Raw genomic sequence first — 15,937 nt, 5'->3', positions numbered from 1 at the left:
TTACTCTAAACACCAGAATTCCCCGATTACAATGGGCAGGCTCGGGGCGTGTTGGCCGAATGTAATCGAAAAACCGATTACAATGGCCGTGGCTGAGGCGTGTGGTCGAAATGTAATCGAAAAACCGATTACATTAGGCGTAGCGGGAGCGTGCGGTCGAAATGTAATCGAAAAATCGACCACATTAGACGCGGCTGTGGCGTGTGGACCAAATGTAATCGAAAAACCGATCACAAAGGGCCAGCGCGCCATTGTGCGGGCTGAAATGTATGCCGCCAGAAAGCGATGAGGCAGCAGCCTCCTTCTTCAGTAAAGGACGCTGCTGCCTCTGCTTATTTCACCGGAGTGTACCCGGTCTTCTCGACCAGCTCTTGCCCCTCGGGAGACAAAATCCAGTCCAGGAACGGCTCGACATTCGGATTGGTGCTGCCTGCGGTTACAGCGTAGAATTCGGTTGTGAACGGATAGTTCCCGCTGCGGATGCTCTCCTTGGAGGGCGGTACCCCGTCGATGGCCAGCAGCTTGATCTCATCACTGGCGTTCATCTGTGACGCATAGAACAGGAAGCTGAAGCCCAGCGCATTATTATAATTGCGGTAGCTGGCGGTGAGACTGATAATGCCGCTCATTACATCTGCAACATTCTCCTTCGGCGGGGCCATGAGCTGGCGGTCCTCCATAATTTTCTGCAGCCGGGTCTGGCTGCCGCTGTCCTCGGACCGCTGAAAAGCCCGGATCGGCGCCTTCTTGCCGCCAACCTCCGACCAGTTGGTCAAGCTGCCGGAATAGATATCCTTAATCTGCTCTGTAGTCAGGCTGCTGACCGGATTGCGCTTGTTGACGAAGAAGACGAAGGCTTCGCGTCCGATCGGCGTGAGCTTCAGCTCTACACCTGCGCGCTTCGCCTGCTTCGTCTGGGCCATCGAAGGCGCCGCAGCGAAGATGATATCGGCTTCTCCTGTGATAAGCCGTTTATAGGCCTCAGAGGTGCTGGTACATACCACGAAGTCGGTCCCTTCCTTCTGGACGTAGGGAAGATAGTCATCCTGCGGATAGACCGCCTGGGCAAAGGCCGAGTATAGCGGGTACAGCGCCGTTGCCCCATCCAATCGCAGCAGGTTCTCCGTGAGCTGATAGGAGGCCTTGTGTCCCAGATCAGCCGCCTTGGTATCTGCCGCAAAAGGGGCATATTGAGTCAGATTGACCTCCTGCTCGTTAACCTGAGCCAAGCTGTTGATATAAGCCTGTCTGATCTCATAACCTGCGGCTGCCAGCAGACAGAGACCGGCGAAGCTTGACAACATGATTCTGCGCACCCGTCCGCTGAACAGGCCGAAGATCGAGATGACGGAGAGCAGGGCCAGGCCCGCAGCAATTACCAGGACAAGCGGACCATAGAACAGCATTCCTCCGGTAAATGCGGTAATGAAATAAGCGATGAAGGCGGCAGCCGCTATGCCTGCAACGGCAAGAATGGACAACAGCAGATTCTGTAAAAAAGTTCTCTTCAAATGGACCTCCAAATTTATATTTTGTAGGAAGCAGGACCGTTCAATCCAGTTCTAATTTAACATGATGCCTGTAGAACTGCCAAACCGAGCATAATTTGGATAAGAAAATGATGTATTTTCTTGAATTTGCATAAAAAAGCTGGACGAAAAGCAAAAAGAGAGGTATCCTGAGATTGTGAAAATAATAACAGCATACAAGATTCTCGGGGTAAGGTGAAATTCCTGACCGGCGGTGATGTTCAAGCGAACTAAGCCCGCGACTCGTTACTCTATCACAAGAGGAAGCGACTGATCTGGTGACAATCCAGAGCCGACGGTAAAGTCCGGATGGGAGAGGATCATAAGATAGAGGCGCCGGTGTATTCCGGTTGTCTTTATTGATAATGGCCCCCGGGTGGTAATCCTGCATATTTGCAGGACACACGGGGGCTTTTTGGTCGCTTAACGAGGGTTTGTATCGACAAGGAGAAATGAAAGATGAGTAATGTATCGGCTTCATCACGCGGGATCCGTACCGCACCGCTGCGCAGCGGCTTCTGGCTGGTGGTCCTTGGGGCGGCGCTCTGGGGAGTTGACCCGCTGTTCCGTATTATCCTGCTGAAATCCCTGACCTCTTCACAGATCGTGCTCCTGGAGCATGTGGTGCTCTTCGTGGCAGCCGCACCGGTCCTCTGGCGCAACCGTGCGGAGCTGAAGGGCGTCGGCCTGCGCCAGGCGGCAGCGCTGCTGATCGTGTCGTGGGGCGGCTCTGCTCTGGCGACGATTCTGTTCACCAAGGCATTAACGAGCGGAGACTTCAATGCTGTGCTGCTGCTGCAGAAGCTTCAGCCGCTCTTTGCCATCGGGCTGGCCGCTGTAATCCTGAAGGAACGCCTGCCGCGCAATTTCGCGCCGCTGATTATCGTGGCCCTGGCCGGAACGTATCTGCTGACCTTCGGCTGGACGATTCCCTTCGGCCATGTGAACAGCTTCATCGGTGTCGGCAGCCTTATGGCGCTGGGCGCTGCCGCCTTGTGGGGCGGCTCCACAGTAATGGGCCGTTATCTGCTGGGTTCGATGAAATATGAGACGGTGACCTCGCTGCGCTTCATTCTGGCGCTGCCTCTGCTGTTCGTAATTACCAGCATGGAAGGCGCTCCTTGGCAGATGAGCGGCGGAATCGGCGGCTCGGCGGCGGTGGCTGTCAACCTGCTGCTGCAGGCCCTCCTGCCTGGACTGCTCAGTATGCTGCTCTATTACAAGGGGCTGAATACCACCAAGGCTTCCGTAGCCACACTGGCAGAGCTAAGCTTCCCGATGACCGGGATTCTGATCAACTGGATCGTGTATCACCAGCTGGTGACCCTGCCGCAGCTGATCGGCTTTGCCCTGATCTGGACTGCGCTGTTCTTCATCTCCAATCAGCAGAGCAGCCAGGCGGAGAAGCTTCAGCAGAACTAATCTAAGACCCGGCGACAGCCTGAGGGGACAGACCCCAGGGCTTCGCCCTATAAATACTAAAGAGGATGCCACCAGCCGTCATTTGCACGGCCGGGGCATCTCTTTGTTTTGGTGTATCCACTGATTATTTCAGATAAGGGGTCAGCTTAATCGTGCTATAGCCAAGCTCCTTGATCTGCGCCTGGGTCATATACAGTCTGTTGCCGGAGGTGAAGCTGTTCGCGGGTGTAAGAACGGCCTCCTTGCCGCCATTTGTAATCTTATTAATGTAAGCGGCGGAGGGATCGCCCGTCTGGGTAATATTCATCACTTCGATCTTCCAGCCGAGAGATGCGGCCAGCGGCTTCACCGGAATCCATTCCTGTCCGCCTGAGGAGAAGACGGTAGAGACATCGACACCTTTGCCGTCCAGATTCACGTTGTATTCATAACTCAGAGTGATAGGCACTTCAGCGACCGGGAGATCCTTCAGCACCGTGGACTTTGGCAGAGACAGCTCGGCCCGTGCAGCCGTCTGGGACGGGAACAGGGCTCTCAGCTCGCTGTCATTCTTCACCAGCCGTGACGTTCCGTCCTTGAGGTTATAGATCCAGGGGAGGCGCTTCGGCTCATTTTTGCCATATTGAATCAATCCCTTCTCCAAGTTCCAGTTGTACAGCGTGCCCTTCACCAGTTCCTTGCGCTTTCCGGTGGACGGGTCGTAGGTGCTGATCACATTCTGCTTCAAGCCCTTATCGTATCTTCCTTCCAGCAGTGTGTGCTGGTTCATCCATAAGGCATTATAGCGGCTATCCGTAGAATGATAGATCGTGACTTTGCCGGTAGCCGTATCGCGGAGATACTGGTCGTTGAATTTCCCCATGTATTTGCTGCTTCCGTCAGTCCCCTCCTGCCAGCTGTAGCGCGAACGCTCCAGATAGCCCCAGCGGCCGTCCGGCGACAGGATATAATTGCTTTTGCGAACAATAGACTCGCTCTTCGTATCATACACATAGGATTGCTCGGGGTCATCATTCCCGGTCAGCGGCAGGCTTACGGTTCCGTTATTCCGGAAAAAAAGGAACGGCTCCGGCCACTTCGCGAACGTTCCGTCCGGCTGCTTGGAGATCACCGCATTGACAAACTGGTTCCCGTCCAGCTGGCTGACCGAATGGAGCTCGACTCCGCTATTCTTGTTGACATACGAATCGTAGACGGTAATTTCTTCGGCGGCATGTGCGCTCAGCGGGGCGGCAAGCGCCAGAAGCATAGCCGCACCGAGAGTCATTCCTAAATATTGACGCAACATTCTTTTCATGTGTACTTCCATCCTCTCTCTCAAATATACCGTCTATATAGACGGTCCTATTTCCCAAATGTTTCGCCTGTCCCCCGCCCCCATACATATGAATTCCAGGTTTCAAGAGTAAAAATAAGCCTTTCCTCCCATACTACCGTTATTCTTGCTGCTTCACCTGCTCCATACTCCAACCTGAGGGAGGCTTCAGCGGATGAACTCTGACGACACGGCGGCGTCCATTTATATTCAGCTCAAAAACCGGATCACGGTGCCTAAGGGCCAAAATGTACTGGTGCGCGATGTAGCTTATCTGATTACCCGGGAGGAATGGAGGGAGCCGCTGTATTCGCTGCTGCTGCTCCAGCCCCGGGAGAGTGACGGCAACCTGATTCTGGTGGATCTGCTGACAGTGATTCCGAAGATCCAGGAGCTGTATCCCCATGCAGACATCCAGCCGATTGGCGAAGGGCGCACGATTGTGCAGATTGCCGGTCCCGCTACAGCAGGCAAGCCGTCGATTGCCCTGTTCGTGCTGGTGTGGCTGCTGCTGTTCTTCGGCTCGGCGCTGACGATTATGAATTTCCATGCCGACGTCAGTATGCAGGAGGTACAGATCCGCATTGTGGAGATGCTGACCGGGCACAGGGATGAGCATCCTTATATGTTTCAGGTCGCTTATTCGCTGGGCATCGGGCTGGGGATGGTGATTTTTTTCAATCATTTGTTCAAAAAGAAGTGGAACGAGGAGCCGACTCCGCTTGAGGTGGAGATGTTCCTGTACCAGAAAAATATCGACCAGTATGTCATTAATGAGGAGTACCGGAAAATGAAACGCCGCGGGGAACCTGCTTCCGGCCGCCGGGAGGGGGGAGCATGACCGCCCCGCTATCGCTTGGCCTCCATCTGCTGCTGGGGATTGCCGGCGGGGTTGCGGTGGGCGGCGGGGTCATCGCATTGTTCGTCGTGCTGGACATCATTCCCCGTCTGGCGCAGCTGACCTCCTCCTACGACAAGGTTCACTGGTACGAAGGTGCGATGGTCGGAGGCTCCTTGCTGGGAACGGTGAGTGACTTCTGGAATTGGAAAATATCAGCGGGACCACTCATAGAGCTCGGGGTGGGGCTCTTCAACGGCATTTTTATCGGCATGCTGGCGGCTGCGCTGACCGAGGTGCTGAACGTCCTGCCGATCCTGGCCAAGCGGCTGCATATGACCCATCTGCTGTTTGGCCTGCTGATGGCGATGGTCTGCGGCAAGGTGGCGGGATCGTTGTTTGACTGGTTTGTATACCGACAGTAAAAAGGGGGCTAGAGCGTGGTGAGGTATATTCACAGCGGGGATCAGGTGGAAGAAGATCCGAAGAAGGGGCAATCCGCGCGGCAAAAGCCGCCGCAGGATGAGCAGACGGCAGATAACGGACCGCAGGCCAGAAGCAGCGGCGGGCAAAAGCAGGAGATGGAGGCGTCTGCGGAGCTCGCATCCGCCGACCGGCCGATTGCGGGCGGACGGGAAGTTCCGTCCGGCCTGGATGCGCCGGCCGCCTCCGGCGGAGGGGAAGCAGAGGAGCCCCGTGGTAGCGGGGAACCGGAAGAAGCCGCTGGAAACAGCGCTGCCGCGGGGACAGGCGGAGACAACGGCGGGAACAGCGCAGCCGGGCTGGGGGACGGCGGGGAGACGTCCGGCAGCGAGGCTGCGGGTGCACCGGATGCACCGGAGCCGGGCGAAGCGAAGGAGGCGAAGGACGCCTCCACATCAAGTGATGCTGGCGCTAACGGGGAAGCTAACCCGGATAGTAATGACTCTGCCGGAGATGAGGAGAATCAGGATTCAGCCGGGGGCGGAATCAAGGGCTTCTTCAGCAGCCTGTTCGGAGATGACGGCATGCCGGAGCAAGGGGATGACGCCGGGCCTGCGTATGTGCAGCGGCAAGAGATGGAGGCTGCAGAAGAACCGGGCAGCCCCGATCAGGGTGGCACGGATAGTGCGGATGGCTCCGGGCAGGAGGAGGATCCTTCGCCGAAGGCCGGTCAAGACAATACCGGCAGACAGGATGAGCAAGCTATGAATTCTTCGCAAGACACAGAGGCAGCGGATGAACTGGGAGCGGAGGAAGCGGATCAGGGACAGGAGAAGAGCCACAAGGGCTTTTTCGCCCGGTTATTCGGTGATGATGAGTCAGAGGAAGACGGGGAGGCACCGGAAGACACAGACGCGTCTAATCAGCCTAAGCAGCCGGAGCAGTCTGCCTCCGGGAAGGCGGAGCCAAGGCAGGGCAAGAAGGCAGCAGGTAAACCGGAGGACCCTCTGCAGGAGAAGCGTGATCATGAACGCTCAGATTCGCTGGAGGCGTCGATTAAGTATTGGCAGGGCAATGACAAGATCCCTGAATCGCTGGAGGATACCAAGAAGACGCTGACCGAGGTGCTGGGCTTAGGCTCTTCTTTTGATATCGTGTTCCGGGAGATGTCTTTCGCCGGCTGCCGCGCCGCGCTGCTGTGTGTCAGCGGGTTCGCCAAGGATACCATCATAGACGAAATTCTGAAGCGTCTGACCTATCTGACCCCGGATCATGTATCCACCGATGTGTTCGCCAGCTTCATGAGCGAGTATATCCCGCATGTCCAGGTGGAGAAGGGCGAGCTGCTCAGCGAGAGTATCAATAAAGTGCTGTCGGGCATGAGCGTGTTCTTCATTGAAGGCGAAACCCAGGTTATTATCATGGATACCCGTTCGTATCCTTCCCGCAGCCCGGATGAACCCTCGATAGAGCGGGTGGTCCGCGGTGCACGCGACGGCTTCACGGAGACGCTGCTTAGCAATGTCGCTCTGGTCAGACGGCGGGTGCGCGACCCCGGACTGAAGCTGGAGATGCACCAGATCGGGCGGCGGACCCGGACGGATGTCTGTGTAGCTTATATTGATGACATCGTGGACAAGACCCAGGTGCAGGCTGTGACCGACAAGCTCAAAAATGTGAATCTCGATGGAATTCCGCTGGCAGATAAGCAACTGGAGGAAGCCATTGTAGGCGGCGGCTGGAATCCCTTCCCTCTGGTCCGTTACTCGGAGCGTCCGGATATTGTGGCCTCCCATCTGCTGGAGGGCCGTGTCGTTGTGATTGTCGATACCTCGCCAAGTGTCATGGTGCTGCCCACGACCTTCTTCGACCTCTGCCAGCATGCTGAGGAGAACCGCCAGACGCCGTTCATGGGAACGTACCTCCGCTGGGTACGCTTCATCGGGATCTTTGCCTCAATGTTCCTGCTTCCGCTGTGGATGCTGCTGGTCATTCACCCGGAGCTGAAGCCGGCCATGCTGGAATTCATCGGTCCGCAGAAAACAGCGAAAATTCCGCTCATCGCCCAGTTCCTGATCGTCGAGCTCGGGGTCGATTTGCTGCGGATGGCTGCGGTGCATACCCCGACCCCGCTCGGGTCGGCGATGGGTCTGATTGCCGCTATTCTGGTAGGCGATATCGCCGTGCAGACCGGTCTGTTCGTGAACGAGGTGGTGCTCTATATGGCGGTGGCAGCGATCGGGATGTTCGCTACACCGAGCTATGAGCTGGGGCTGGCCAACCGGATTGTCAGGCTTGGGCTGCTGCTGGCCGTGGCCGCATTCCAGATCCCCGGCTTCATGATTGGCTCAACGCTGCTGGTAGTGCTGCTGACTACCCACCGCTCCTACAATTCGCCTTACATGTGGCCGTTTATACCATTTAATGCAAAAGCAATGGCTGAGATTATCCTGCGTATGCCGGTGCTCAGCTCCAAAACAAGGCCATCCTTCAACAAAACAAGGGATAATACCCGGATGCCTGAGAATAAGGATGCTCCGCGTAAATCGTAGGAAAATACAAAACAAGTGCAAATTAGTCCATTCTATGGCGTTCCCATTGTCTGTTATACTGAATACACTAAACAGCCCCGCAATAAGCCGGATCCCGTCTTCGGGACCGGACTTTATGCACGTACCGGGGCTCCAAAACATATACTAGACAGGGTGGAACGGATATTCCACAGAAATTGGAGGACTGCGCAATGTTTTTACACGGGACGAGCCGAATTAACGATGCTGGGCATCTGGAGATCGGCGGATGTGATGTAACCGAATTGAAGGCGGAGTATGGTACACCGCTATATATAGTGGACGAGCAATTGGTCCGCCAACGCTGCCGCGAATACATGGATGCCTTCACCGCTTCGGGTCTGGGCTTCCAGGTCGCTTACGCCAGCAAGGCGTTCTCCGTGATGGCGATGTGCCGTCTGGCAGATGAGGAAGGGCTGTCGCTGGATGTCGTATCCGACGGCGAGCTGTACACTGCGCTGCAAGCCGGATTCCCGGCAGAACGCATTCACTTCCACGGCAACAACAAGACGCCGGATGAGATTGAGATGGCGATCGATGCCGGAATCGGCTGCTTCGTGGTCGACAACCTGGTGGAGCTTCATATGCTGCAGGCCATTGCAGCCCGCAAGGAAGTTACCGTTAATATTCTGCTGCGCGTGACTCCAGGCGTTGAAGCCCATGCCCATCATGCGTATGCATCCACCGGCCAGACGGATTCCAAGTTCGGGTTCGACATCGGCAACGGCTCTGCCCGTGAAGCGGTCAGCCAGGCGGACAGTCAGGCTAATCTCAATCTGCTCGGCGTGCATTCGCATATCGGCTCGCAGATTTTTGAGACCGAAGGCTTCCAGCTGGCTGTACAGCGGATTGCCGAGTTCACCCGCATGGTCAAGGATGAGTTGGGCATCAGCTTCCCGGTCGTGAACCTGGGCGGCGGCTTCGGCATCCGTTATGTGGATGGAGATACACCGCTGCAGGTATCGGAATATGTAGCGGCAATCACCGATGCGGTGAAGACGCATTTCGCCGGCATCGGCGACAAGCTGCCGCAGATCTGGGTGGAGCCGGGCCGCAGCATCGTAGGCGATGCCGGTACGACTCTGTACACTGTGGGCACGAGCAAGGAAATTCCGGGCGTGCGCAAATACGTAGCCGTTGACGGCGGCATGACCGATAATCCGCGTCCGGCCCTGTACGAATCGAAGTACGAGGCAGTGCTCGCTAACCGCGCTACAGAGGCTAACGAAGAGACAGTCTCCATCGCCGGCAAATGCTGCGAGAGCGGCGATATGCTGATCTGGGATGTCGAGCTGCCTAAGGTGGACAGCGGCGACCTGCTCGCTGTAGCCTGCACCGGGGCTTACAACTACTCCATGGCCAGCAACTACAACCGTATCCGCCGTCCGGCAGTCGTGTTCGTGCAGAACGGGGCGAGCGATCTGGTTGTGCGCCGCGAGACCCATCAGGATATTGTGGCCAACGATGTGATCCCGGCACGTATCGCCAAGCAGGCGGTTACGAAGTAAATCCTGCCCTTCAGGGCATGCAGCAAGCAGCAAGCGGGGCAGTCCCCGCTTGCTTTGCTTTGTGCCGCGTTTCATAGTAAACTAATGGATGTGTTCTATTTCTGTCAATTCGAAAGGAGTCATTTACATATGGCGAAGCAAGCGAAGATTACCCTTGAGAACGGCGGTGTTGTGCTGATCGATCTGTTCGATCAGGATGCGCCTAATACCGTAGCCAACTTCGAGAAGCTGGCGAATGACGGTTTCTATAACGGACTGGTATTCCACCGTGTTATCCCAGGCTTCGTAGCCCAAGGCGGATGCCCTAACGGCACCGGCACCGGCGGACCTGGCTATACCATCGACTGCGAGATCAACCCGAACAAGCATGAGCGCGGCGTCCTGGCTATGGCCCATGCCGGCAAGAACACCGGCGGAAGCCAGTTCTACATCACGTATGCCCCGCAGCCGCACCTGGACGGAGTACACACCGTATTCGGCAAGGTGGTTCAAGGCATGGAGCTGGTCGATGCGTTCAAAGGCCGCGACAAGATGACTAGCGTTGAAGTTGTAGAAGTATAATTCACGCAGCACGAATATACCGAGAACCCCGAAGCACCCGGCTGGAATATCCAGCCGGGTGCTTTTTTGCGTGCGCCTCCATATTCACATATTCTTCAGGTCTGTCTCCGCCTGAACCGCTGCGGCAGCTTGAAGAATACCAGGAACATCAGCAGGAATATCACGAAGGCGAAGCCTTCCTCGACCAGCAGGTAGTAGGGATAAGGTCCGAAATAATCGAGCACCGAGAAGGTGCTTGGCTTGCGCATCAGAAACATGTAATTGGCATCCAGCAGCAGATTGGCGGCATAGACGCAGGCGGCCACCACATTCAGACAGAGCATGGTGAAGAACAGGGAGCGCCAGGAAGGCTTATACTCCTCCACCCAGGTCATATACAGCGATGCGAGAATAATTGATCCGTGGGCGATGAAGAAGAGCAGGAAGCGGAAGTGCGGAAACGGGTAGACCAGATTGGGTGTAAGCAGGGCAATGGATGCGCCGCCGATCCCGGCAAAATAAAGAAAGCTGTACAGCAGCCTGCTGCGCGTAAGCAGCATTACGATGGACAAGAGCAGCGTGATTCCGCACAGCTCCAGCGGCAGGGAGGCGCTGCGGCTCCAGGTGCCCTGGGACAGATACCAGAGATGCAGTCCGCCCTCGGAAGCAGCCAGCAGCACCACCAGCAACAGGCGGGTCCCCCGTCTCAAGCCGGGACGGGCACGCAGAGTGAACCGGGAGGTGAAGAGTAAGAGGATACAGAGTGCGATGATCAGCAGGGCGGTCAGATGGGAGCCGGAGAACATGGTGAAATCATTGTCACGTACACGGTCCCAGAATGGATTGCGGTTCATACGGATCTCTCCTTGATGTCAGGATAATCTGCGAAAAATTTAATTTCACTATTTTAATAAAACTGATTCTAAAGTTCTACTCTTAGGTGATATAAGTATATATCGTCCGGGATGGGCAGAAAAGGCAAGTTTGCTAATGGATTTACAGAAGTGGATGCCCGTACCCGTATATACATATGGAAGCCTCCAGGTAAAATGTGTCCGGTACCGGTGCGGTCAGCAGCCATTCTTCTGGCATGTTGTCTAAACAATCTTAAGAACGGGGGCTTATGGTAAATGGTGAAAAGAAGAACAAGCCTGACAATGGTCCTGATTCTGCTGATGGTCCAGTTTGCCTACGGGCTGGGATTCACCCAGCAGGCAACTGCCGCAGCAATTGAGCAGGACCGTGACATTATTACCAGTGTGTCCATGGCAGTATACGGGCCGGATGGACAGACGGTGACAGGCAGCGTGTATGATGTGGATTCCACTGTGACGCTCGATTACACCTGGTCACTCCCTGATGGACACGGGTATAGCCAGGGGGACAGCTTCACCTTCCAGCTGCCTGAGCAGTTCAGGCTGTTCAATGACATTCAGGGCGGTCTTAAGTCCGATGAGGGAACCGTAGGGACCTTCACGGTCAGCCAGGCTACTCATCAGGTGATCATGACCTTCAACGATTACATCGAGAGCCATGCGAATGTACAGGGAACCCTGCGTATTAATACCCAGTTCGACAAGCAGGTGATCAGCGGCAGCACGGTCCAGCAGATTCTGTTCCCGGTGAACGGCGGAGTCCAGACTGTGACGGTCTCGTTCAAGCCTGCGGTAGGCTCTACCATCACCAAGAAGGGGGTCTCCGGCGGCTTCAATGCGGACCATATTGAGTGGACGGTCGATGTCAACAAGCGGCTGGAAGCCGTCAGCCAGGCGGCGGTCACCGACCCGATTCCTGCCGGGCTGTCTCTGGACAGCACCGTCACCCTGTCCGTCTATCAGCTGAATGTTCTGCTGGACGGCACCGTTACCCAAGGGCCGCTTGTGGACAGCAGCGGGTACACAGCCGGAGTTGCAGACAGTACGCTTAACCTGAAATTCAATGCCCCCGTGATTACTGGTGCATACCGGATCGTGTATACCACCCAAGTCGTTAATGATAATCTGTCGAGCTTCACTAATACGGCGACCTTCACTGGGGAGGGACGTGCGCCGGCAAGTGCCTCCGCTACGGTAGAGATCGAACGCGGCGGCAGCCTGAACAAGAAGGCGACGCGTTATGACTGGGGCACCCAGACCATTGCCTGGGCCATAGAGTACAACTACAATAACCGGACCATCTCACCGGAGAATGCTGTGCTTACGGATATTTTCAGCAGCTCCCAGCTCCTGGTTGAGAATTCGCTCCGCGTCTATCCGGTTACCCTGAATTCTGCCGGGGAAGCAGCCAAAGGCCCGGCACTGGCCGCAGGAGAGGATTACACGCTTACACCGGTTACAGGCGAATCCGGCAAGGGCTTCAGACTGGCGTTCAAGCATACGGTGAACTCGGCCTATCTGATCGAATATACGACCAAGGCTGCCGACCGTGTTTTCAGCGATACAAAGATCACGAATACGGTCTCTGACAGCACCTACAGTAGCGGGGCTACCCAATTAATCCGGCCGATTATTATCTACAAGAATCTGTCGGGTGTAGACTACAACAAACATACCACAGACTGGAAAATAACGTTCAACGGCGACAACTACCCGATGAATGAGGTGCTGGTTACGGACGGGTTCCCTGAGGGGGGCCAGAAATTCATCCCCGGCTCTCTGGTTGTCCGCACGCTGTCCGGTAAAGTTATTCCTGATACGGCTTATTCCGTAATAACGAATTCGCCGGTTCAGCCGAACGAGAGCTTCAAGGTGAAATTTAACTCGCCGGTTAACGGAACTTATACGATCTCTTATAAGACGGAATTCAGCAATGACTGGCTCAAGGGCAGCACAGATGAATTCATTAATGTGGCCCGGATTGACTGGAAGAACAGCGACGGCAAAGCGCAGTGGACCGAAGCCAAGGGCAAGTTCATTCCCATTCCCGAGGTGAAGAACAACGGCTTCAAATCCGGTTCTTATGATGCTTCCTCCAAAGAGCTGACCTGGACCGTAGGCATTAACTATAACAGCAAATCCATCAAGTATCCGCAGTTAAGGGATCTGCTGGCCGATGGACAGTCGCTGGTCCCTGACTCACTCCATATCTATAAGATGAACATTGCTAAGGATGGAAGCCACAGCCGCGGCGATGAGGTGAACCGGAGTGAATACAGCTACAGTGTGGGAAGTAACAATGAGCTTAGGGTTATTTTTGCCAAGGCGGTTGATTCTCCTTACTATGTAGTGTTCAAGACCAGTCTGGAAGGGCAGCTTATTGGAACCAGTGTAGCTAATACCGCCAAGCTGCTGGACGGGGAGAAGAGTGCATCGAAGGAGCTGAAGGCAACAGTAGACATTCCGTATGGCGACGAATATGTGTTCAAGGACGGTGCACAGAACGGCGATAAGCTGAACTGGACCATTGTGGTCAACCGTACCCAATCCCATGTGAGGGATGCCGTCATTACCGATGTGCCGAGCACGAACCAGATTCTGCTGCCGGACAGCTTCCAGCTGTACCGGACAGCGGTCTCTGCAGGCGGTGAGGTAGCCAAGAGCGGCCCGGCACTGGTGAAGGATGTGGATTACCTCCTGAACATCAGTGCCGATGCAGAAGGAAAGCAATCCTTTGTCTTAAGCTTCCCGGACGATATCCGCTCCGCTTATGTGCTGGAATATCAGTCGCTGATTATGGCGAACACAGGCGATAAGCTGGTCAACTCAGTAAGCTTCAACGGCAACAATGTGAAGCTGATCAGCAAAGAGACGACGAAGGAGATTATTGTAGGGGTATCCAGCGGCTCGGGAACGGGCAGCGGGGTCAGAGGTACGCTCAATGTCCTCAAGCTTGAAGAGGGCGGTACCTCCAAGCCGCTAGCCGGAGCAACCTATGAGTTGTACCGCCTGAACGGCAGCGAACGGGTGCTGGTAAATACCCGCACTACAGATGCAGCAGGCATAGCCGGCTTCAACAATCTCTGGCTGGGCAGCTATGTTCTGATCGAAACTGTAGCTCCACAAGGCTACGTGCTTGATACGGCAGAGCATCCGGTTACGATCAGCTCATCGGCAGTGCTCAACCTGACGCTGTACAATAAGCTGGCTGAGCAGCCAACGCCTACAGTGACACCAACACCGACAGCTACACCGGTGCCGACGGACACACCTGTTGAGACGACAGGTCCGACTGTGAACCCGTCGCCGGTTCCTACAGATTCAACGGGACCGGGGTCCACGCCTGCTCCGACATCGTCTGGCGGAGGTCCGGTATTCACTCCGGTGCCGACACCGGCGGGTACGGTTGAACCGGGTGTGATTATCGATGATAGCGAGATTCCGGCAGGGCCTGGCGTGCCGGGCACTACGCAGCCATCGGCTCCGGCACCTACGGTAACCCCGGAACCGGCTCCGGTAGTGGTGACGCCGGCTGACGATGACATTCCGCTGGGCAATGCGGATGTAGATGTTGATGACGATGCGGTTCCGCAGGGAACAGTCTCCGGTGCGGAAGGCGGCACCGGCAGACTGCCGCAGACCGGGGAGAGCAGCCCGATGCCGGTCTATCTGACAGGCGCCGGTCTGATCCTCGCCGGCTTCATTCTCAGCCGTGTCTTCCGCAAGCCGCGGAAGCAGGACTAAGCAAGGCCGGATTATGATTAAATAAAGGTACGGGGGGGCTGATGCATCCCCGTACCTTTTTCTTATGACTGCATCCGGTTGTGCGCCCGAATGTATTCGGAAAAACGAACACAATCTGCTGAAGCGAAGGTATGAGGCCGGATATATGCGAAATATTTTCGGACATCAGGTTTCACCATTGCGCATAAATGCTATAATAATTTCAAATTTAAAATCCATATAAATTGAACTTGAAAGAATACAGACAGGGAAAAGTGACGGAGGGAATCTTGGATCAGCAGTTACCGGATTTCATCCGCGAACAGCGGTACAAATCAAGAAATCTGGGGATGGGCAGCGGCTGGAAGCCCAAAACTTCTCTGGAGTCACGGCGATCCCATACTGAAAAACTTACAAGTTCGATTTGTATCGTATCGGAGGAAGATAGCAATGTGGAAAGAATTCAAAGAGTTTGCGATGAAAGGCAATGTGCTGGACCTGGCGGTGGCGGTGGTGATTGGGGCCGCGTTCGGGAAGATTGTCACCTCTCTGGTAAGTGACATTATTATGCCGCTTATTGGCTTGATCAGTGGAGGGATCGACCTGCAAGGCCTTAGCTTCGGTACTGGTGATGCTGCAGTGAAATATGGAATGTTCCTGCAGACGGTAGTAGACTTCTTCATTATCTCCTTCTCCATCTTCCTGGTGGTGAAGCTGAGCAGCCGGTTCAGACGTAAGGAAACGGTTAAGGTAGAGGTGGTTGAGACACCTGCCCCGGCACCGGAGGTCGTCCTGCTGACCGAGATCCGCGATCTGCTGAGAGCGGACAAGCAGCGTGAGTCAGGTATGGAAGGGAATTAAGTTACATAAATATAGTAAATTTCTGAAACACACTTGCATTTCATGCAGCGAAGTGATAATTTTGTTGTAGGCGTAACCTTGTAACGAACTGAATAGATCAATCCTTCAGGGCAGGGTGCAATTCCCTACCGGCGGTGATGCTGCGGGATCTGGCTTACGATAGCCGGGTCTGCTGCTCAGTCCGCTACCCGTTCCGTATGGGCTTCACACGGACGGTGGACCCGGTGCAATTCCGGGACCGACAGTATAGTCTGGATGGAAGAAGGGGAGATTGACGAGCTGCCTTTTGGCGGTGCGGCCGGACTGCAGGTTTTTCGGATAATTTGTGCGAAG

General features: G+C 55.3%; 11 protein-coding genes and 2 riboswitches. Of the genes, 8 read left to right on the top strand and 3 right to left on the bottom strand.

Going from position 1 to position 15,937, the window contains the following annotated elements; translation table 11 throughout:
• Nucleotides 1–332 precede the first annotated feature (332 nt).
• Nucleotides 333–1,511 (bottom strand): PstS family phosphate ABC transporter substrate-binding protein, encoded by a 1,179-nt coding sequence (locus tag K1558_RS04010; protein WP_238650107.1) that lies wholly within the window; start codon nucleotides 1,509–1,511, stop codon nucleotides 333–335.
• A gap of 195 nt (nucleotides 1,512–1,706) precedes the next feature.
• Nucleotides 1,707–1,854: riboswitch (FMN riboswitch) on the top strand.
• 134 nt (nucleotides 1,855–1,988) lie between these two features.
• On the opposite strand from K1558_RS04010, the gene K1558_RS04005 reads away from it, so the two are divergent.
• On the top strand, nucleotides 1,989–2,951 hold the full coding sequence (locus K1558_RS04005; protein ID WP_238650106.1) for a DMT family transporter: 963 nt from the start codon (nucleotides 1,989–1,991) through the stop codon (nucleotides 2,949–2,951).
• A 124-nt stretch (nucleotides 2,952–3,075) separates the two neighbouring features.
• On the opposite strand, the gene K1558_RS04000 is transcribed toward K1558_RS04005, so the two are convergent.
• Complete coding sequence (locus tag K1558_RS04000) at nucleotides 3,076–4,248, bottom strand: hypothetical protein (protein WP_238650105.1); 1,173 nt, start codon at nucleotides 4,246–4,248, stop codon at nucleotides 3,076–3,078.
• A gap of 193 nt (nucleotides 4,249–4,441) precedes the next feature.
• Between K1558_RS04000 and K1558_RS03995 the strand changes: the two genes are divergently transcribed.
• The 5 genes from K1558_RS03995 (at nucleotide 4,442) to K1558_RS03975 (ending at nucleotide 10,166) form a co-directional block, all read left to right on the top strand.
• Nucleotides 4,442–5,107 carry a stage V sporulation protein AA gene (locus K1558_RS03995; RefSeq protein ID WP_238650104.1) on the top strand — a complete coding sequence of 222 codons (666 nt, stop codon included), beginning with the start codon at nucleotides 4,442–4,444 and terminating at the stop codon, nucleotides 5,105–5,107.
• Nucleotides 5,104–5,529: a stage V sporulation protein AB gene (locus K1558_RS03990; RefSeq protein WP_238650103.1), complete on the top strand. Its 426-nt coding sequence runs from the start codon at nucleotides 5,104–5,106 to the stop codon at nucleotides 5,527–5,529. The genes K1558_RS03995 and K1558_RS03990 overlap by 4 nt, the downstream gene beginning before the upstream one ends.
• 762 nt (nucleotides 5,530–6,291) lie before the next feature.
• A complete protein-coding gene (locus K1558_RS03985; RefSeq protein WP_420800408.1) occupies nucleotides 6,292–8,079 on the top strand; it encodes a spore germination protein in 1,788 nt (595 codons plus the stop codon).
• A 191-nt stretch (nucleotides 8,080–8,270) separates the two neighbouring features.
• Complete coding sequence (gene lysA, locus K1558_RS03980) at nucleotides 8,271–9,605, top strand: diaminopimelate decarboxylase (RefSeq protein ID WP_238650101.1); 1,335 nt, start codon at nucleotides 8,271–8,273, stop codon at nucleotides 9,603–9,605.
• Nucleotides 9,606–9,734: 129 nt separating this feature from the next.
• The gene (locus K1558_RS03975; RefSeq protein WP_238650100.1) at nucleotides 9,735–10,166 is read left to right on the top strand and encodes a peptidylprolyl isomerase; all 432 of its coding nucleotides are present in this window, start codon (nucleotides 9,735–9,737) and stop codon (nucleotides 10,164–10,166) included.
• Nucleotides 10,167–10,261: 95 nt separating this feature from the next.
• On the opposite strand, the gene K1558_RS03970 is transcribed toward K1558_RS03975, so the two are convergent.
• Nucleotides 10,262–10,999, bottom strand: a complete 738-nt coding sequence (locus tag K1558_RS03970; protein ID WP_238650099.1) for a YwaF family protein — start codon at nucleotides 10,997–10,999, stop codon at nucleotides 10,262–10,264.
• Between the two features lie 276 nt (nucleotides 11,000–11,275).
• On the opposite strand from K1558_RS03970, the gene K1558_RS03965 reads away from it, so the two are divergent.
• Nucleotides 11,276–14,764, top strand: a complete 3,489-nt coding sequence (locus tag K1558_RS03965; RefSeq protein ID WP_274528386.1) for a collagen binding domain-containing protein — start codon at nucleotides 11,276–11,278, stop codon at nucleotides 14,762–14,764.
• A 429-nt stretch (nucleotides 14,765–15,193) separates the two neighbouring features.
• A complete protein-coding gene (gene mscL / locus K1558_RS03960) occupies nucleotides 15,194–15,604 on the top strand; it encodes a large conductance mechanosensitive channel protein MscL (protein WP_238650098.1) in 411 nt (136 codons plus the stop codon).
• Between the two features lie 97 nt (nucleotides 15,605–15,701).
• Nucleotides 15,702–15,875: riboswitch (FMN riboswitch) on the top strand.
• Nucleotides 15,876–15,937: the final 62 nt, after the last annotated feature.

This window comes from Paenibacillus piscarius (genome assembly GCF_022234545.1).
GTDB classification, from domain to species: Bacteria; Bacillota; Bacilli; order Paenibacillales; family Paenibacillaceae; genus Paenibacillus_AQ; species Paenibacillus_AQ piscarius.
Note: the sequence above shows the minus strand (reverse complement) of the source record. Positions and strands in the feature narration are given on the sequence as shown.

Coding starts and splice junctions, on each gene's coding strand:
- K1558_RS04005 (WP_238650106.1), top strand. CDS start 1,989: ATGAGTAATGTATCGGCTTCATCACGCGGGATCCGTACCGCACCGCTG.
- K1558_RS04000 (WP_238650105.1), bottom strand. CDS start 4,248: ATGAAAAGAATGTTGCGTCAATATTTAGGAATGACTCTCGGTGCGGCT.
- K1558_RS03995 (WP_238650104.1), top strand. CDS start 4,442: ATGAACTCTGACGACACGGCGGCGTCCATTTATATTCAGCTCAAAAAC.
- K1558_RS03990 (WP_238650103.1), top strand. CDS start 5,104: ATGACCGCCCCGCTATCGCTTGGCCTCCATCTGCTGCTGGGGATTGCC.
- K1558_RS03985 (WP_420800408.1), top strand. CDS start 6,292: ATGAATTCTTCGCAAGACACAGAGGCAGCGGATGAACTGGGAGCGGAG.
- lysA (WP_238650101.1), top strand. CDS start 8,271: ATGTTTTTACACGGGACGAGCCGAATTAACGATGCTGGGCATCTGGAG.
- K1558_RS03975 (WP_238650100.1), top strand. CDS start 9,735: ATGGCGAAGCAAGCGAAGATTACCCTTGAGAACGGCGGTGTTGTGCTG.
- K1558_RS03970 (WP_238650099.1), bottom strand. CDS start 10,999: ATGAACCGCAATCCATTCTGGGACCGTGTACGTGACAATGATTTCACC.
- K1558_RS03965 (WP_274528386.1), top strand. CDS start 11,276: ATGGTGAAAAGAAGAACAAGCCTGACAATGGTCCTGATTCTGCTGATG.
- mscL (WP_238650098.1), top strand. CDS start 15,194: ATGTGGAAAGAATTCAAAGAGTTTGCGATGAAAGGCAATGTGCTGGAC.